This window comes from Streptomyces sp. NPDC041784, from assembly GCF_055591025.1.
Genome location: NZ_JBVJAB010000002.1, coordinates 274,295 through 290,904, shown reverse-complemented (window position 1 = coordinate 290,904; position 16,610 = coordinate 274,295). Strand labels below are relative to the sequence as shown.

The 16,610-nt window shown below is 70.0% G+C and carries 13 protein-coding genes; 12 read left to right on the top strand and 1 reads right to left on the bottom strand.

All coding sequences use genetic code 11. The features are described 5' to 3' along the window. Positions 1–3: 3 nt before the first annotated feature. The 12 genes from ACZ6D7_RS04975 (at position 4) to ACZ6D7_RS04920 (ending at position 12,676) form a co-directional block, all read left to right on the top strand. Positions 4–1,410, top strand: a complete 1,407-nt coding sequence (locus ACZ6D7_RS04975) for a UDP-N-acetylmuramoyl-tripeptide--D-alanyl-D-alanine ligase (protein WP_469483532.1) — start codon at positions 4–6, stop codon at positions 1,408–1,410. After that, positions 1,407–2,480: a phospho-N-acetylmuramoyl-pentapeptide-transferase gene (gene mraY, locus ACZ6D7_RS04970; protein ID WP_469483530.1), complete on the top strand. Its 1,074-nt coding sequence runs from the start codon at positions 1,407–1,409 to the stop codon at positions 2,478–2,480. Before ACZ6D7_RS04975 ends, mraY begins: the two co-directional genes overlap by 4 nt. Further along, the gene (gene murD, locus ACZ6D7_RS04965) at positions 2,462–3,886 is read left to right on the top strand and encodes a UDP-N-acetylmuramoyl-L-alanine--D-glutamate ligase (RefSeq protein ID WP_469483528.1); all 1,425 of its coding nucleotides are present in this window, start codon (positions 2,462–2,464) and stop codon (positions 3,884–3,886) included. The genes mraY and murD overlap by 19 nt, the downstream gene beginning before the upstream one ends. 118 nt (positions 3,887–4,004) lie before the next feature. Then, complete coding sequence (ftsW, locus tag ACZ6D7_RS04960) at positions 4,005–5,369, top strand: putative lipid II flippase FtsW (RefSeq protein ID WP_469483526.1); 1,365 nt, start codon at positions 4,005–4,007, stop codon at positions 5,367–5,369. A 6-nt stretch (positions 5,370–5,375) separates the two neighbouring features. After that, a complete protein-coding gene (murG, locus tag ACZ6D7_RS04955; protein ID WP_469483524.1) occupies positions 5,376–6,473 on the top strand; it encodes an undecaprenyldiphospho-muramoylpentapeptide beta-N-acetylglucosaminyltransferase in 1,098 nt (365 codons plus the stop codon). A 36-nt stretch (positions 6,474–6,509) separates the two neighbouring features. Then, positions 6,510–7,304 (top strand): cell division protein FtsQ/DivIB, encoded by a 795-nt coding sequence (locus ACZ6D7_RS04950; RefSeq protein ID WP_469483520.1) that lies wholly within the window; start codon positions 6,510–6,512, stop codon positions 7,302–7,304. Positions 7,305–7,582: 278 nt separating this feature from the next. Beyond that, on the top strand, positions 7,583–8,779 hold the full coding sequence (gene ftsZ, locus ACZ6D7_RS04945; RefSeq protein ID WP_469483516.1) for a cell division protein FtsZ: 1,197 nt from the start codon (positions 7,583–7,585) through the stop codon (positions 8,777–8,779). Between the two features lie 17 nt (positions 8,780–8,796). Continuing rightward, positions 8,797–9,504: a peptidoglycan editing factor PgeF gene (gene pgeF, locus ACZ6D7_RS04940; protein WP_469483514.1), complete on the top strand. Its 708-nt coding sequence runs from the start codon at positions 8,797–8,799 to the stop codon at positions 9,502–9,504. A gap of 5 nt (positions 9,505–9,509) precedes the next feature. Further along, positions 9,510–10,229 carry a YggS family pyridoxal phosphate-dependent enzyme gene (locus ACZ6D7_RS04935; RefSeq protein WP_469483512.1) on the top strand — a complete coding sequence of 240 codons (720 nt, stop codon included), beginning with the start codon at positions 9,510–9,512 and terminating at the stop codon, positions 10,227–10,229. A gap of 128 nt (positions 10,230–10,357) precedes the next feature. Beyond that, on the top strand, positions 10,358–10,999 hold the full coding sequence (locus ACZ6D7_RS04930; protein WP_469483509.1) for a cell division protein SepF: 642 nt from the start codon (positions 10,358–10,360) through the stop codon (positions 10,997–10,999). Positions 11,000–11,061: 62 nt separating this feature from the next. Beyond that, positions 11,062–11,346 (top strand): YggT family protein, encoded by a 285-nt coding sequence (locus ACZ6D7_RS04925; protein WP_030794121.1) that lies wholly within the window; start codon positions 11,062–11,064, stop codon positions 11,344–11,346. A gap of 52 nt (positions 11,347–11,398) precedes the next feature. Then, positions 11,399–12,676 carry a DivIVA domain-containing protein gene (locus ACZ6D7_RS04920; RefSeq protein WP_469483507.1) on the top strand — a complete coding sequence of 426 codons (1,278 nt, stop codon included), beginning with the start codon at positions 11,399–11,401 and terminating at the stop codon, positions 12,674–12,676. 256 nt (positions 12,677–12,932) lie between these two features. Here ACZ6D7_RS04920 and ileS read toward each other — a convergent pair whose 3' ends face one another. Beyond that, a complete protein-coding gene (gene ileS, locus ACZ6D7_RS04915; protein ID WP_469483505.1) occupies positions 12,933–16,070 on the bottom strand; it encodes an isoleucine--tRNA ligase in 3,138 nt (1,045 codons plus the stop codon). Positions 16,071–16,610: the final 540 nt, after the last annotated feature.

Below are 16,610 nucleotides of genomic sequence, written 5' to 3'. Positions count from 1 at the left end.
CTTGTGATCGCCCTCTCCCTCGCCGAGATCGCAGCAGTCGTCGGCGGGCAGACGCACGACATACCGGATCCGTCCGCGGAGGTCACCGGACCGGTCGTCCGGGACTCCCGCGAGGTGGTGCCCGGCAGCCTCTTCGTCGCCTTCGTGGGCGAGCGGGTGGACGGCCACGACTTCGCGGCAGCGGTCGTCGAGGCGGGCGCGGCGGCCGTACTGGCCTCGCGCCCGGTCGGCGTCCCCGCGATCGTCGTGGACGATGTCCAGGCCGCCCTGGGCGCCCTCGCCCGGCACGTCGTGCACACGCTCGGCACGACCCTCGTCGCCCTCACGGGCTCGGCCGGCAAGACCAGCACCAAGGACCTCATCGCCCAGGTGCTGCGGCGCAAGGCGCCCACCGTCTTCACGCCCGGTTCGCTCAACAACGAGATCGGGCTGCCGCTGACCGCCCTGTCGGCCACCGAGGACACGAAGTTCCTCGTGCTGGAGATGGGCGCCCGCGGCATCGGTCACATCCGCTACCTCGCCGATCTGACACCCCCGAAGATCGGCCTCGTCCTCAATGTCGGCACCGCCCACATCGGCGAGTTCGGCGGCCGCGAACAGATCGCACAGGCAAAGGGCGAACTGGTCGAGTCCCTCCCGGCGGACGGCGCCGCGATCCTCAACGCCGACGACCCCTTGGTCCGGGCCATGGCCTCCCGAACGAAGGCGAAGGTGGTCCTTTTCGGAGAGTCCGACGAAGCGGACGTTCGGGCCGAGAACGTACGACTCACGGACAGTGGACAGCCCTCCTTCAGCCTTCACACACCCTCCGGGTGCAGTGACGTGACCATGCGCCTGTACGGTGAGCACCACGTGTCGAACGCGCTCGCCGCCGCCGCCGTCGCCCATGAGCTGGGGATGTCCGTAACTGAGATCGCCACCGCGCTCTCCGAGGCGGGTTCCCTCTCCCGCTGGCGGATGGAGGTCACCGAGCGCCCGGACGGCGTGACGATCGTCAACGACGCCTACAACGCGAACCCCGAGTCCATGCGAGCGGCCCTGCGCGCGCTGGCGGCGATGGGCAAGGGGGGCCGGACCTGGGCGGTGCTCGGCAAGATGGCCGAGCTGGGGGACGAGGCGCTCGCCGAGCACGACGCGGTCGGACGGCTCGCCGTCCGGCTCAACGTCAGCAAGCTCGTCGCGGTCGGGGGCATCGAAGCCTCCTGGCTGCAACTGGGCGCATATAACGAGGGTTCGTGGGGTGAGGAGTCGGTGCACGTGTCCGACGCACAGGCGGCGGTCGACCTGTTGCGCAGCGAGTTGCGCCCGGGAGACGTCGTACTCGTGAAGGCGTCCCGTTCGGTCGGCCTCGAGAGCGTCGCGCAGGCGCTGCTCGCGACCGGTGCCGAGGGTGAGGTAGCCGCCCGATGATGAAGCAGATCCTGTTCGCGGGCGTCATCGGTCTGTTCCTGACGCTGATCGGCACCCCGTTGCTGATCAAGCTGCTCGCACGCAAGGGCTACGGCCAGTACATCCGGGACGACGGCCCGCGCGAGCACGCCAGCAAGCGCGGTACGCCCACCATGGGCGGTATCGCCTTCATCCTGGCGACGATCGCCGCGTACTTCCTGTCGAAGCTCATCACCGGCAAGCCGCCGACCTACTCCGGTCTGCTGGTGCTCGGCCTGATGTTCGGCATGGGTATGGTCGGCTTCCTGGACGACTACATCAAGATCGTCAAGCGGCGTTCGCTGGGTCTTCGGGCCAAGGCGAAGATGGCCGGCCAGCTGCTCGTCGGCATCGCCTTCGCGGTGCTCTCGCTCCAGTTCGCGGACGCCCGCGGCAACACGCCGGCCTCCACGAAGCTGTCGTTCATCACGGACTTCGGCTGGACGATCGGCCCCGTGCTGTTCGTCGTCTGGGCGCTGTTCATGATCCTCGCGATGTCCAACGGCGTGAACCTGACGGACGGTCTGGACGGCCTCGCCACCGGCGCCTCCGTCCTTGTCTTCGGCGCCTACACGTTCATCGGCGTCTGGCAGTACCAGGAGTCCTGCGCCAACTCGCAGACCCTGACCAACCCCAACGCCTGCTACGAGGTGCGCGACCCGCTCGACCTCGCGGTCGTCTCCGCCGCGCTGATGGGCGCCTGCCTGGGCTTCCTGTGGTGGAACACATCGCCGGCCAAGATCTTCATGGGTGACACCGGTTCGCTCGCGCTCGGCGGTGTCCTCACGGGTCTGGCCATCTGCTCCCGGACCGAACTGCTCGTGGCCATCATGGGCGGTCTGTTCGTCCTCATCACCATGTCGGTGGTCATCCAGGTCGGTTCGTTCCGGCTGACCGGCAAGCGCGTCTTCCGGATGGCGCCGCTCCAGCACCACTTCGAACTCAAGGGCTGGTCCGAAGTCCTTGTCGTGGTCCGTTTCTGGATCATCCAGGGCATCTGTGTCATCGTCGGCCTGGGTCTCTTCTACGCGGGATGGGCAGCAGAAAAGTGACCGACTGGCAGGGGAAGAACGTCACCGTCGCCGGGCTCGGCGTCTCCGGCATCCCGGCGGCCACGGTGCTGCACGGGCTCGGCGCGAAGGTCACCGTCGTCAACGACGGCGACGACGCACGCGCGCGTGAGCAGGCCGCCGGACTCCGGGCGCTCGGTGTCACCGTGCGCCTCGGCGACGGGGCGACCCTGCCCGAAGGCACCGAACTCATCGTCACCGCACCCGGCTGGAAGCCGGACAAGCCGCTCTTCACGGCGGCCGCCGAGGCCGGGGTGCCGGTCTGGGGCGACGTGGAGCTGGCCTGGCGCCTCAGGGGTCCCGACGCGGCCCCCTGGCTCTGCGTCACCGGCACCAACGGCAAGACGACCACCACCCAGATGCTGGCGTCGATCCTGAAGGCCGCCGGCCTGCGCACGGCCGCCGTCGGCAACATCGGCGTCTCCCTGCTCGACGCGGTGCTCGGCGAGGAGGAGTACGACGTCCTGGCCGTGGAGCTGTCGAGCTACCAGCTGCACTGGGCGCCCTCCCTGCGCGCCCACTCCGCCGCCGTCCTCAACCTCGCCCCCGACCACCTCGACTGGCACGGCTCCATGGAGGCGTACGCCAGGGACAAGGGCCGGATCTACGAGGGCAATCGGGTCGCCTGCGTCTACAACGTCGCCGACAAGGCGACCGAGGACCTGGTGCGCGAGGCGGACGTCGAGGAGGGCTGCCGCGCCATCGGCTTCACCCTCGGTACCCCGGGGCCGTCCCAACTCGGCGTCGTGGAGGGCATCCTGGTCGACCGCGCCTTCGTCGAGAACCGGCAGCAGAACGCCCAGGAGCTGGCGGAGGTATCCGACGTCGACCCGCCCGCCCCGCACAACATCGCCAACGCCCTGGCCGCGGCGGCCCTCGCCCGCGCCTTCGGCGTGCCCCCCACGGCCGTACGGGACGGTCTGCGGGCCTTCACCCCGGACGCCCACCGCATCGCCCACGTGGCCGACGTGGACGGCGTCGCGTACATCGACGACTCCAAGGCCACCAACACCCACGCGGCGCAGGCCTCGTTGGCGGCGTACGAGTCGATCGTGTGGATCGCGGGCGGGCTCGCCAAGGGCGCGACCTTCGACGAACTGGTCGCCCAGTCGGCGAAGCGGCTTCGCGGGGTGGTCCTCATCGGCGCCGACCGCGCCCTGATCCGCGAAGCCCTGGCGCGACACGCCCCCGAGGTACCCGTCGTCGACCTCGACCGGACCGACACTGGGGCGATGCTCGCCGCTGTCCAGGAGGCCCGGCGCCTCGCCGGCGCAGGCGACACGGTGCTGCTCGCCCCGGCCTGCGCCTCCATGGACATGTTCGTCAACTACAACCAGCGCGGTGACGCGTTCGCCCAGGCGGTGCGCGAACTCGGCGCGGGCGCCTGACGGCGCGTCCCGGCCGCGACGGTTGCTCCAGGACCCTTGGAGGGACGCGTGACTCGGATGTGGCCGGTTTCCCGTCGGCGGCCGTGCGGGGTGCCCGTCGGCCGGGCGGTGCGCAGCGATGCCCGGTAGCCGCACCGGCGGCCGGCCGCCCGTCCAGCGGACGGTCCGCCGGCCTCCCGCCGCGCGCCCCGGGCGCGACAACCCCGTGCTGCGCCTCTACGCCCGGGCGCGCAAGGCCTGGGACCGGCCGCTGACCGCCTACTACCTGATCCTCGGCGGCAGCCTGCTGATCACCGGGCTGGGCCTGGTGATGGTGTACTCGGCCTCCCAGATCACCGCGCTCCAGAAGTCGCTGCCGGGCTCCTTCTTCTTCCGCAAGCAGCTGCTGGCCGCCGCCATCGGCACCGGACTGCTGCTGGCCGCCTCCCGGATGCCGGTGAAGCTGCACCGGGCGCTGGCCTACCCGATCCTCGCGGGCGCCGTCTTCCTGATGGCCCTGGTGCAGGTGCCCGGGATAGGGATGGCGGTCAACGGCAACCAGAACTGGATCTCGCTCGGCGGCTCCTTCCAGATCCAGCCCAGTGAGTTCGGCAAGCTCGCCCTGGTGCTGTGGGGCGCCGACCTGCTCGCCCGCAAGCAGGACAAGAAGCTGCTGGCCCAGTGGAAGCACATGCTGGTGCCGCTGGTGCCGGTCTCCTTCATGCTGCTCGGGCTGATCATGCTCGGCGGCGACATGGGGACGGCGATCATCCTGACGGCGATCCTGTTCGGCCTGCTGTGGCTGGCCGGGGCGCCCACCCGGCTCTTCGTCGGGGTGCTGTCGGTCGCCGCCGCCATCGGCGTGACCCTGATCAAGACCAGCCCGAACCGGATGGCCCGGCTCCAGTGCATCGGCGCCACCGACCCCGGTCCGGGTGACGCCTGCTGGCAGGCCGTGCACGGGATCTACGCCCTGGCCTCCGGCGGGATCTTCGGTTCCGGGCTCGGTGCGAGTGTGGAGAAATGGGGCCAACTCCCGGAAGCCCACACCGACTTCATCTTCGCCGTCACCGGTGAGGAACTGGGCCTCGCGGGGACGCTGTCGGTGCTCGCCCTCTTCGCGGCTCTAGGCTATGCGGGTATCCGCGTGGCCGGACGCACGGAGGACCCCTTCGTCAGGTATGCCGCGGGAGGTGTGACCACCTGGATCACCGCTCAGGCGGTGATCAACATCGGTGCGGTGCTCGGTCTGCTGCCGATCGCCGGCGTCCCCCTCCCGCTGTTCTCCTACGGGGGATCCGCCCTGTTGCCGACCATGTTCGCCATCGGGCTGCTGATCGCCTTCGCACGCGACGAGCCCGCTGCGCGGGCGGCGCTTGCGATGCGCCACCCCCGCTTTGGTAGAAAGCGGGGGGCTGGGAGCTCCGGATCGGTTCGGAGTCCCCGGAGATGGAACACGATGCGACGGCGTGCCTCGGCGGCGCGCTCGTCCGGAGAGCGGTGAATTTCGGTGCATGTCGTACTCGCTGGTGGGGGGACCGCCGGCCACATCGAGCCCGCGCTCGCCCTCGCGGACGCCCTGCGCAGGCAGGACCCCACCGTGGGGATCACGGCCCTGGGCACCGAGCGCGGACTGGAGACCACGCTCGTTCCGCAGCGGGGCTACGACCTCGCGCTGATCCCGGCCGTACCGCTGCCGCGCAAGCCCACGCCCGAGCTGATCACCGTCCCGGGCCGGCTGCGCGGCACGATCAAGGCCGCCGAGCAGATCCTGGAGCGCACCAAGGCCGACGCCGTCGTCGGCTTCGGCGGTTACGTGGCCCTGCCCGGCTACCTCGCCGCCAAGCGCCTCGGTGTGCCGATCGTGGTCCACGAGGCCAACGCCCGCCCCGGCCTGGCCAACAAGATCGGCTCCCGGTACGCCGCCCGGGTCGCCGTCTCCACGCCCGACAGCAAGCTGAGGGACGCCCGCTACATCGGCATCCCGCTGCGCCGGACGATCGCCACCCTCGACCGTGCCGCGGCGCGCCCCGAGGCGCGGCACATGTTCGGTCTGGACCCGAACCTGCCGACGCTGCTGGTCTCCGGCGGCTCGCAGGGCGCCCGCCGCCTCAACGAGGTCGTCCAGCAGGTCGCGCCCTGGCTCCAGCAGGCCGGCATCCAGATCCTGCACGCGGTCGGCCCCAAGAACGAACTGCCGCATGTCCAGCAGATGCCGGGAATGCCTCCCTATGTCCCGGTACCGTACCTGGAGCGTATGGACCTCGCGTACGCCGCGGCCGACATGATGCTCTGCCGCGCGGGCGCGATGACCGTCGCCGAACTCTCCGCCGTCGGGCTCCCGGCCGCCTACGTCCCGCTGCCCATCGGCAACGGCGAACAGCGGCTCAACGCCCAGCCGGTGGTCAAGGCCGGTGGCGGACTGCTCGTCGACGACGCCGAACTGACCCCCGACTGGGTTCGGGAGAACGTCCTGCCCGTGCTCGCCAACCCGCACCGGCTGTACGAGATGTCCCGCGCCGCCAGCGAGTTCGGCCGCCGGGACGCCGACGACCTGCTCGTCGGCATGGTGTACGAGGCGATCGCCGCGAGTCGCGCGCATCGTTAGACGCGGTTCTTCCGTGTGAGCGAAAGGACAGGGAGCGTGGCCGGATCCGCCACCGCCGAGCGCGGGGCACGCCAGCAGGAGTCGTCCGGCCCGCCCCTCGTCCGGAGACTGGGCCCACGCCGGGTTCGTATGATCATCATCATCGCGATGGTCGTCATCCTCCTCGGCGCGGGCGGTGTCTGGGCGTTGTACGGCTCGCAGTGGCTGCGCGTCGACCACGTCTCCGTGTCCGGCACCGACGTGCTGACACCTCAGAAGGTGCGCGACGCCGCCGCCGTACCGGTCGGATCGCCGCTCGTCTCCGTCGACACCGAGGCGATCGAGGCGCGTCTGCGCCGTGAACTCCCCCGGATCGACGAGGTCGACGTGGTGCGTTCCTGGCCCGACGGAATCGGCTTGAAAGTGACCGAGCGCCAGCCGGTTCTCCTGGTGCGAAAAGGGTCGAACTTCGTCGAAGTGGACGATGAGGGCGTCCGTTTCGCCACGGTTTCCGAACCCCCGAAGAACGTACCGTTCCTCGAATTGACCCTCCCCTCCTCGGGTTCGGCCGCCGCGAGCCTGCGCCGGTTCGGCGAGGACCGGCTGGTGCGCGAGGCGGTGAAGGCGGCCGGCGACATTCCGGGCGCCGTCGCGAAGCAGACCCGCTCCCTCAAGGTCCGTTCCTACGACGACATCTCGCTGGAGTTGGGCGACGGCCGCACGGTCGTCTGGGGGAGTGCCGAGAACGGCGCCCTGAAAGCCCGTACACTCACCGCTCTCATGAAAGCCTCCCCGGCCGCGCGGTACTTCGATGTCAGCGCTCCCACGGCCCCTGCGTCATCAGGGAGTTGACGCACATCCGCGCAGGCCAGCACCCTGGTTGGGCAGCGACACGGCTGATCACATAGGGTGAAAAGAAAAACGGGAGGTTCGGCGTGTTCGTTGAACGGGCGCCACTTGTCGACTTAGTGTCCTGTTCAGAAGACTCCAAGGAACAGACACACTGGTAACCCTAAACTTCAGCGTTAGGGTTCGGGTCGGCGAAACGGACCGTCCCATTCGGCATCAGTCGTCGGATTCGCACCACCTGCGAGGCGACGACACGTAACTCGAGGCGAGAGGCCTTCGACGTGGCAGCACCGCAGAACTACCTCGCAGTCATCAAAGTCATCGGTGTCGGCGGCGGTGGTGTCAATGCCATCAACCGGATGATCGAGGTCGGTCTCAAGGGCGTCGAGTTCATCGCCATCAACACCGACGCGCAGGCGCTGTTGATGAGCGACGCCGACGTCAAGCTCGACGTCGGCCGCGAACTCACCCGCGGACTCGGCGCCGGCGCCAACCCGGCCGTCGGCCGCAAGGCCGCCGAGGACCACCGCGAGGAGATCGAGGAGGTCCTCAAGGGGGCCGACATGGTCTTCGTGACGGCCGGTGAAGGCGGCGGCACCGGCACCGGCGGCGCGCCCGTCGTGGCCAACATCGCCCGCTCCCTGGGCGCCCTCACCATCGGCGTGGTCACCCGCCCGTTCACCTTCGAGGGACGGCGCCGCGCCAACCAGGCCGAGGACGGCATCGCCGAACTCCGCGAAGAGGTCGACACCCTCATCGTCATCCCGAACGACCGGCTGCTGTCCATCTCGGACCGCCAGGTCTCGGTGCTGGACGCCTTCAAGTCGGCCGACCAGGTCCTGCTCTCCGGTGTCCAGGGCATCACCGACCTGATCACCACGCCGGGCCTCATCAACCTCGACTTCGCCGACGTCAAGTCGGTCATGTCCGAGGCCGGTTCGGCCCTCATGGGCATCGGCTCGGCCCGCGGCGACGACCGCGCGGTGGCCGCCGCCGAGATGGCGATCTCCTCGCCGCTCCTGGAGGCCTCCATCGACGGCGCCCGGGGCGTGCTGCTCTCCATCTCCGGCGGCTCCGACCTCGGCCTGTTCGAGATCAACGAGGCCGCCCAGCTGGTCAGCGAGGCCGCCCACCCCGAGGCCAACATCATCTTCGGCGCGGTCATCGACGACGCGCTCGGCGACGAGGTCCGCGTCACGGTGATCGCGGCAGGCTTCGACGGGGGCCAGCCCCCGGCCCGCCGGGAGACCGTCATCGGCTCCTCCTCGGCCTCGGCCCGCCGCGAGGAGCCCACTCCGGTGCGCCAGCCCGAGAGCCGCCCGTCCTTCGGCTCGCTCGGCAGCGTCACGCCGAAGGAGGAGCCGGAGCCGGTGCCCGAGCCGGTGGCCGACCTCCCGGTCTCCCCGCCCGTACCGCCGTCGCGGACCTACTCGGACAGCGCGGCCGAGGAGCTGGACGTGCCGGACTTCCTGAAGTGATAGGACGGCGCGAGAGCGTGAGCGGCGCGCACTTCGCCTTCACCGACCGGTGGGGCGGGGTGAGCGCCGCTCCGTATGAGCAGCTCAACCTGGGCGGCGCGGTCGGCGACGACCTCGAGGCCGTACGCACCAACCGGGAGCTGGCCGCCAAGTCGCTGGGCCTGGACGCGGCGCGGGTGGTCTGGATGAACCAGGTGCACGGTGCCGACGTCGCCGAGGTCGAGGGGCCGTGGACCACCCAGCTGACCCCGGAGGTCGACGCACTGGTCACCGCGACGCGCGGGCTCGCCCTCGCCGTGCTGACCGCCGACTGCGTGCCGGTCCTGCTGGCCGACCCGGTCGCCGGGGTGGTCGCCGCGGCCCACGCCGGACGGCCCGGCATGATCAAGGGGATCGTGCCCGCCGCGGTGGACGCCATGGAGTCGCTCGGCGCCGACCCCGCCCGGATCGTCGCCCGCACCGGCCCCTCCGTGTGCGGCCGGTGCTACGAGGTGCCGGAGGCGATGCGCGCCGAGGTCGCCGCGCTGGAGCCGACGGCGCACGCCGAGACGAGCTGGGGCACTCCCGCGGTGGACGTCGCCGCCGGCGTGCACGCGCAGCTCGACCGGCTCGGGGTGCGCGACCGGGAGCAGTCGCCGGTGTGCACGCTGGAGTCGGACGATCACTTCTCGTACCGCCGCGACCGCGCCACGGGGCGACTCGCGGGATATGTCTGGCTGGACTGATGGACATGACGGACCGTAGGGACGAACTCGCCGCGAACCTGGCGAAGGTGGAGGAGCGCATCGCCCGCGCGTGTGAGGCCGCAGGGCGCGGGCGGGAGGAGGTGACCCTCATCGTGGTCACCAAGACCTACCCGGCCGGCGATGTGCGGATCCTGGCGGAACTCGGCGTGCGGCACGTCGCGGAGAACAAGGACCAGGACGCCGCGCCGAAGGCCGCGGAGTGTTCGGATCTGCCTCTTCGGTGGCACTTCGTCGGTCAGTTGCAGACCAACAAGGCGCGATCCGTGGTCGGTTACGCGGACTTCGTGCAGTCCGTCGACCGTTCCCGGCTGGTGACCTCGCTGTCGAAGGAGGCCGTGCGGGCCGGGCGCGAGGTCGGCTGTCTCGTCCAGGTCGCGCTCGACGCGGGCGAGAGCGCACGCGGGGAGCGGGGCGGCGTGGCCCCGGGCGGGGTCGCGGAGTTGGCCGCTCTCGTCGCAGACGCGCCGGGACTGCGCCTTGACGGACTGATGACCGTCGCACCGCTGACCGGGGAGTACGCGGGGCGCCAACAGGCCGCCTTCGGGCGGTTGATGGATTTGTCGACTGACCTGCGCCGAGCCCATCCGGCTGCGAACATGGTGTCTGCGGGGATGAGTGCGGACCTCGAGGAGGCCGTGGCGGCCGGGGCGACACATGTGCGCGTCGGCACTGCGGTACTCGGAGTCCGCCCCCGGCTCGGGTAACGTCGCCAGGAAGTCGGACCACAGCAGAAAATATGGTCATTACCGCCGAAAGGCGGGCACAAGGGCCACGTGGATCGCGGGACTTGGCAGTCGAGAGCCGATCCACCACAGAGCGGAGGACTCAGAGCATGGCCGGCGCGATGCGCAAGATGGCGGTCTACCTCGGCCTCGTGGAGGACGATGGTTACGACGGCCGGGGTTTCGACCCCGATGACGACTTCGAACCCGAGCTCGACCCGGAACCCGAGCGGGACCACCGGCGACACGAGCCGTCCCACCAGTCGCACGGAGCACATCAGTCCCAAAGGGACGAAGAGGTGCGTATCGTGCAGCCACCGGCACCACGTGAGCCGGTGGCTCGCTCCGCTTCGCCCATCGCGGAATCCGGGCGTCCGGCGCGCATCGCGCCCGTGGCGTCCATCACACAAGAACGTCAGTCCCTGGAGAAGAACGCACCGGTGATCATGCCCAAGGTCGTGTCGGAACGAGAGCCGTACCGGATCACCACGCTCCACCCCCGGACCTACAACGAGGCCCGTACCATCGGGGAACACTTCCGTGAGGGCACCCCGGTGATCATGAATCTGACTGAGATGGATGACACAGACGCGAAGCGACTTGTCGACTTTGCTGCCGGTTTGGTGTTTGGTCTTCACGGCAGCATCGAGCGGGTGACGCAGAAGGTGTTCCTGTTGTCGCCTGCTAACGTCGATGTCACGGCGGAGGACAAGGCCCGCATCGCAGAGGGCGGGTTCTTCAACCAGAGCTGAGACGCACGACCGGAACAAGCAGTACAGAGCAGCAGGAAACAGGGGAGAGGGAAGCACCGAACATGAGCGTGGTCCTGGATGTCGTTCGCATCGCGCTGATGGTGTTCCTTCTGGTGCTCATCTTCCGGTTGGTCATGGACTACGTCTTCCAGTTCGCCCGCTCGTGGCAACCCGGCAAGGCGATGGTGGTCGTTCTGGAGGCCACCTACACTGTCACCGATCCACCGCTCAAGCTTCTACGGCGGGTCATTCCGCCGTTGCGTCTCGGGGGCGTGGCGCTCGACCTGTCCTTCTTCGTACTGATGATCATCGTCTACATCCTGATCTCGATCGTGAGCCGGCTGTGAGCGATGTGAACTACCGTCTTGCCGATGCCGACGACTACGTTGAGGTGAAGAGATGCCGTTGACCCCCGAGGACGTGCGGAACAAGCAGTTCACGACCGTCCGCCTCCGAGAAGGCTATGACGAGGACGAGGTCGATGCCTTCCTCGATGAGGTCGAAGCCGAACTGACCCGACTGCTCCGCGAGAACGAGGACCTGCGCGCCAAACTGGCCGCGGCCACGCGCGCTGCTGCCCAGAACCAGCAGAACATGCGCAAGCCGCCGGAGCAGGACCAGCAGCAGGGCGGTATGCAGCAGGGGATGCCTCAGCAGGGTATGCCCCCGCAGGGCATGCCGCAGCAGGGGATGCCTCAGCAGGGCATGCCGCAGCAGGGGATGCCCCAGCAGGGCATGCGCGGTCCGGGCGCTCCGGTTCCCGCCGGCATATCGGGCCCGCCGCAGCAGCAGATGGGTGGCCCCATGGGTGGCCCGCCCCAGCTGCCGAGCGGTGCCCCGCAGCTGCCTGCCGGTCCCGGTGGCGGCCAGGGTGGTCCGCAGGGTCCCGGCCCGATGGGTCAGGGTCCGATGGGCCAGGGTCCGATGGGTCAGGGCCCCATGGGTCAGGGTCCGATGGGTCAGGGCCCCATGGGCGGTCAGCCTCCGATGCAGCAGCAGATGGGTGGCCCGATGGGCGGCCCCATGGGTGGTCCCATGGGTGGCGGCGGTCCGATGGGCGGCCCCGGTCAGGGCCCCGGTGGCGACAGCGCCGCCCGTGTCCTCTCGCTGGCCCAGCAGACCGCCGACCAGGCGATCGCCGAGGCCCGTTCCGAGGCCAACAAGATCGTCGGTGAGGCTCGCAGCCGCGCCGAGGGTCTTGAGCGGGACGCCCGTGCCAAGGCCGACGCCCTGGAGCGGGACGCGCAGGAGAAGCACCGCGTCGCCATGGGCTCCCTGGAGTCCGCCCGCGCTACGCTGGAGCGCAAGGTCGAGGACCTGCGCGGCTTCGAGCGCGAGTACCGTACGCGCCTGAAGTCGTACCTCGAGTCCCAGCTGCGTCAGCTGGAGACCCAGGCCGACGACTCCCTCGCCCCGCCGCGCAGCCCGGCAGCGCCCTCCCTGCCGCCGTCCCCGGCGCCTTCCATGGCTCCGGCCGGCGCGAGCGCCCCGTCCTACGGTGCCGGTGCGCCGGGCATGGGTGCTCCGAGCCCGGCCGCGCCGTCCTACGGCGGTCAGCAGCAGATGTCTCCGGCCATGACTCAGCCGATGGCGCCGGTGCGTCCGCAGGGTCCCTCCCCGATGGGCCAGGCTCCCTCGCCGATGCGCGGTTTCCTCATCGACGAGGACGACAACTGACGGCCAGTAGTACGCCTTAGGCGTCGGCAGCGTTCAAAGGGCGGGCCCCGGATATCGATCCGGGGTCCCGCCCTTTTTACGCGTGTTGACGACGGTGACGGTGTCTACGGCGGTGACGGCAGTGACGACAGTGACAGTCGGTGACGATAGTGACAGCAGTGACGACAGTGACAGCGGTGACGGCGGTGACGCGGTCGGCGGACAAGGCGAAGGGCCCGGCCCCCCTGGGGGAGCCGGGCCCTTGTGGCGCCGGGACCTACGCCTTGCGCAGGCGGAAGGTCAGCGTCAGGCCCTCGTCCGAGAACGGGGTGCCGTAGGTGTCGTCCGCCTCGCCCTGGGCGAAGTCCGTGGCGAGGACCTCGTCGGCGATCAGGGCGGAGTGACCGGTCAGGGCGTCGACGGTGGCCGGGTCGGTCGCGCTCCAGCGGAGCGCGATGCGGTCGGCGACATCGAGGCCGCTGTTCTTGCGGGCCTCCTGGATCAGGCGGATCGCGTCACGGGCGAGGCCCGCGCGGCGCAGCTCCTCGGTGATCTCCAGGTCGAGGGCGACCGTCGCGCCGGAGTCGGAGGCGACCGACCAGCCCTCGCGCGGGGTCTCCGTGATGATCACCTCGTCGGGGGCGAGGGTGATCGTCTCGCCGTCGACCTCCACCGACGCCGTGCCCTCGCGCAGGGCGAGAGAGAGCGCGGCCGCGTCGGCGTTCGCCACGGCCTTCGCCACGTCCTGGACGCGCTTGCCGAACCGCTTGCCCAGGGCGCGGAAGTTGGCCTTGGCGGTGGTGTCGACCAGCGACCCGCCCACCTCGGAGAGGGACGCCAGCGACTCGACGTTCAGCTCCTCCGTGATCTGCGTGTGCAGCTCCGGGGAGAGGGTGTCGAAGCCGGTGGCCGCGATCAGCGCGCGGCTGAGCGGCTGGCGGGTCTTCACGCCCGACTCCGCGCGCGTGGCGCGGCCCAGCTCCACCAGGCGGCGGACCAGGACCATCTGCCGCGACAGCTCCGGGTCGATCGCGGAGAGGTCCGCCTCCGGCCAGGACGACAGATGCACGGACTCCGGGGCGCCCGGGGCGACCGGCACGATCAGGTCCTGCCAGACCCGCTCGGTGATGAACGGGGTCAGCGGGGCCATCAGCTTGGTGACCGTCTCCACGACCTCGTGCAGGGTGCGCAGCGCGGCCTTGTCGCCCTGCCAGAAGCGGCGGCGGGAGCGCCGGACGTACCAGTTGGACAGGTCGTCGACGAACGCCGAGAGGAGCTTGCCGGCGCGCTGGGTGTCGTACGCCTCCAAGGACTGCGTCACCTGGTCGGTGAGCGCGTGCAGCTCGGAGAGCAGCCAGCGGTCCAGGAGCGGGCGGTCGGCCGGGGCCGGGTCGGCCTCGGACGGCGCCCAGCCGGACGTACGGGCGTACAGGGCCTGGAAGGCGACCGTGTTCCAGTACGTGAGGAGCGTCTTGCGGACGACCTCCTGGATGGTGCCGTGGCCCACCCTGCGGGCCGCCCACGGGGAGCCGCCGGCCGCCATGAACCAGCGGACCGCGTCGGCGCCGTGCTGGTCCATCAGCGGGATCGGCTGCAGGATGTTGCCCAGGTGCTTGGACATCTTGCGGCCGTCCTCGGCGAGGATGTGGCCCAGGCAGACCACGTTCTCGTACGACGACTTGTCGAAGACCAGGGTGCCGACCGCCATCAGCGTGTAGAACCAGCCGCGGGTCTGGTCGATGGCCTCGGAGATGAACTGCGCCGGGTAGCGGGACTCGAACAGTTCCTTGTTCTTGTACGGGTAGCCCCACTGCGCGAACGGCATGGAACCCGAGTCGTACCAGGCGTCGATGACCTCGGGCACGCGCGTGGCCGTCTTCGCGCACTGGGGGCACGCGAAGGTGACGTCGTCGATGAACGGGCGGTGCGGGTCCAGCTCGGACTGGTCGGTGCCGGTCAGCTCGGTCAGTTCCGCGCGGGAGCCGACGACGGTGAGGTGGTCGTCCTCGCAGCGCCAGATCGGCAGCGGGGTGCCCCAGTAGCGGCTGCGGGACAGCGCCCAGTCGATGTTGTTGTTCAGCCAGTCGCCGAAGCGGCCGTGCTTGACCGTGTCCGGGAACCAGTTGGTCTTCTCGTTCTCCTGGAGGAGACGGTCCTTGACGGCCGTCGTGCGGATGTACCAGGAGGGCTGCGCGTAGTAGAGGAGCGCGGTGTGGCAGCGCCAGCAGTGCGGGTAGCTGTGCTCGTACGGGATGTGCCGGAAGAGGAGGCCGCGCTGCTGGAGGTCCTCGGTCAGCTTTTCGTCCGCCTTCTTGAAGAAGACGCCGCCGACCATCGGGACGGACTCCTCGAAGGCGCCGTCCGGGCGGACCGGGTTGACCACGGGCAGGCCGTAGGAGCGGCAGACCTTGAGGTCGTCCTCACCGAAGGCGGGGGACTGGTGGACCAGACCCGTGCCGTCCTCGGTGGTGACGTAATCGGCGTTGACGACGTAGTGCGTCTCGACGTCGGCCGGGAACTCCACGAGCTCGAACGGACGTTGATAGGACCAGCGCTCCATCTCGGCGCCGGTGAAGGTCTGGCCGGTGGTCTCCCAGCCCTCGCCGAGCGCCTTGGCGAGCAGCGGCTCGGCGACGACGAGCTTCTCCTCGCCGTCGGTCGCGACGACGTAGGTGACCTCGGGGTGCGCGGCCACGGCCGTGTTGGAGACCAGGGTCCAGGGGGTCGTCGTCCAGACCAGGAGAGCGGCCTGGCCGGCGAGCGGACCGGAGGTGAGCGGGAAACGGACGTACACGGACGGGTCGACGACCGTCTCGTAGCCCTGGGCCAGCTCGTGGTCGGAGAGGCCGGTGCCGCAGCGGGGGCACCAGGGGGCGACGCGGTGGTCCTGGACCAGCAGCCCCTTGTTGAAGATCTCCTTGAGCGACCACCAGACCGACTCGATGTACTCGGGGTCCATCGTGACGTAGGCGTCGTCGAGGTCGACCCAATAGCCCATGCGGGTCGTCAGCTCGGAGAAGGCGTCGGTGTGGCGCAGCACGGACTCGCGGCACCGGGCGTTGAAGTCGGCGATGCCGTACGCCTCGATGTCCTTCTTGCCGGAGAAGCCCAGCTCCTTCTCGACCGCCAGCTCCACGGGGAGGCCGTGGCAGTCCCAGCCGGCCTTGCGGGCCACGTGGTAGCCGCGCATGGTGCGGAAGCGGGGGAAGACGTCCTTGAAGACGCGTGCCTCGATGTGGTGCGCGCCGGGCATGCCGTTCGCGGTGGGCGGGCCCTCGTAGAACACCCACTCGGGGCGGCCCTCGGACTGCTCCAGGCTCTTGGCAAAGATCTTCTGCTCGCGCCAGAAGTCGAGCACGGCGTGCTCGAGGGCGGGCAGGTCGACCTGGGCGGGCACCTGGCGGTACTGCGTCATCGATCTTCCTCCGGCGGACGTACTGCCTTCCGTCGGAGGGACGAGAGCCGTCTTGCCTGTCTACGCCGTGTGCGGCGCGCTCCCGCGGTACCACCCTCCTTGGCCCTCCGGTGCGCCGTACGCGCCGGTGAGCCCGCTCATTGGGGGCGCGATGCCGGTTCTACCGACCCTTCCAGGGCTTTCTTCCGGCGGCTCCGGGGTGATCTTCACGTCGCGCTCGCCCCCGGGCTTCCACCGTCCCCGGGTCGCTCTGGGCTGCGTACGCCGCTACTCGTCCCCATCCAAGCTTTTCGCTCCGCCCAGTGTACGGCGCCGGGCCGACAGTGGCCGACCGGTTTACCGGGCCCTCGTGGGCGGGGTGCGGACGGGTCCGGGATGACCCGATTGGTGGTGGATCCGGAGGGAACTCGTGTTCGGCTTCCGGGGCGGTCGGCTCGACGGATTACCCCGCGGGGAGCTGGGCACAACGCAGGCAGGCTTGCCGCGTGGCGCGAGCGAGGCGGGCGATTCGGGCGGTGTGCCCCGTTGCCGCGGGCCTCG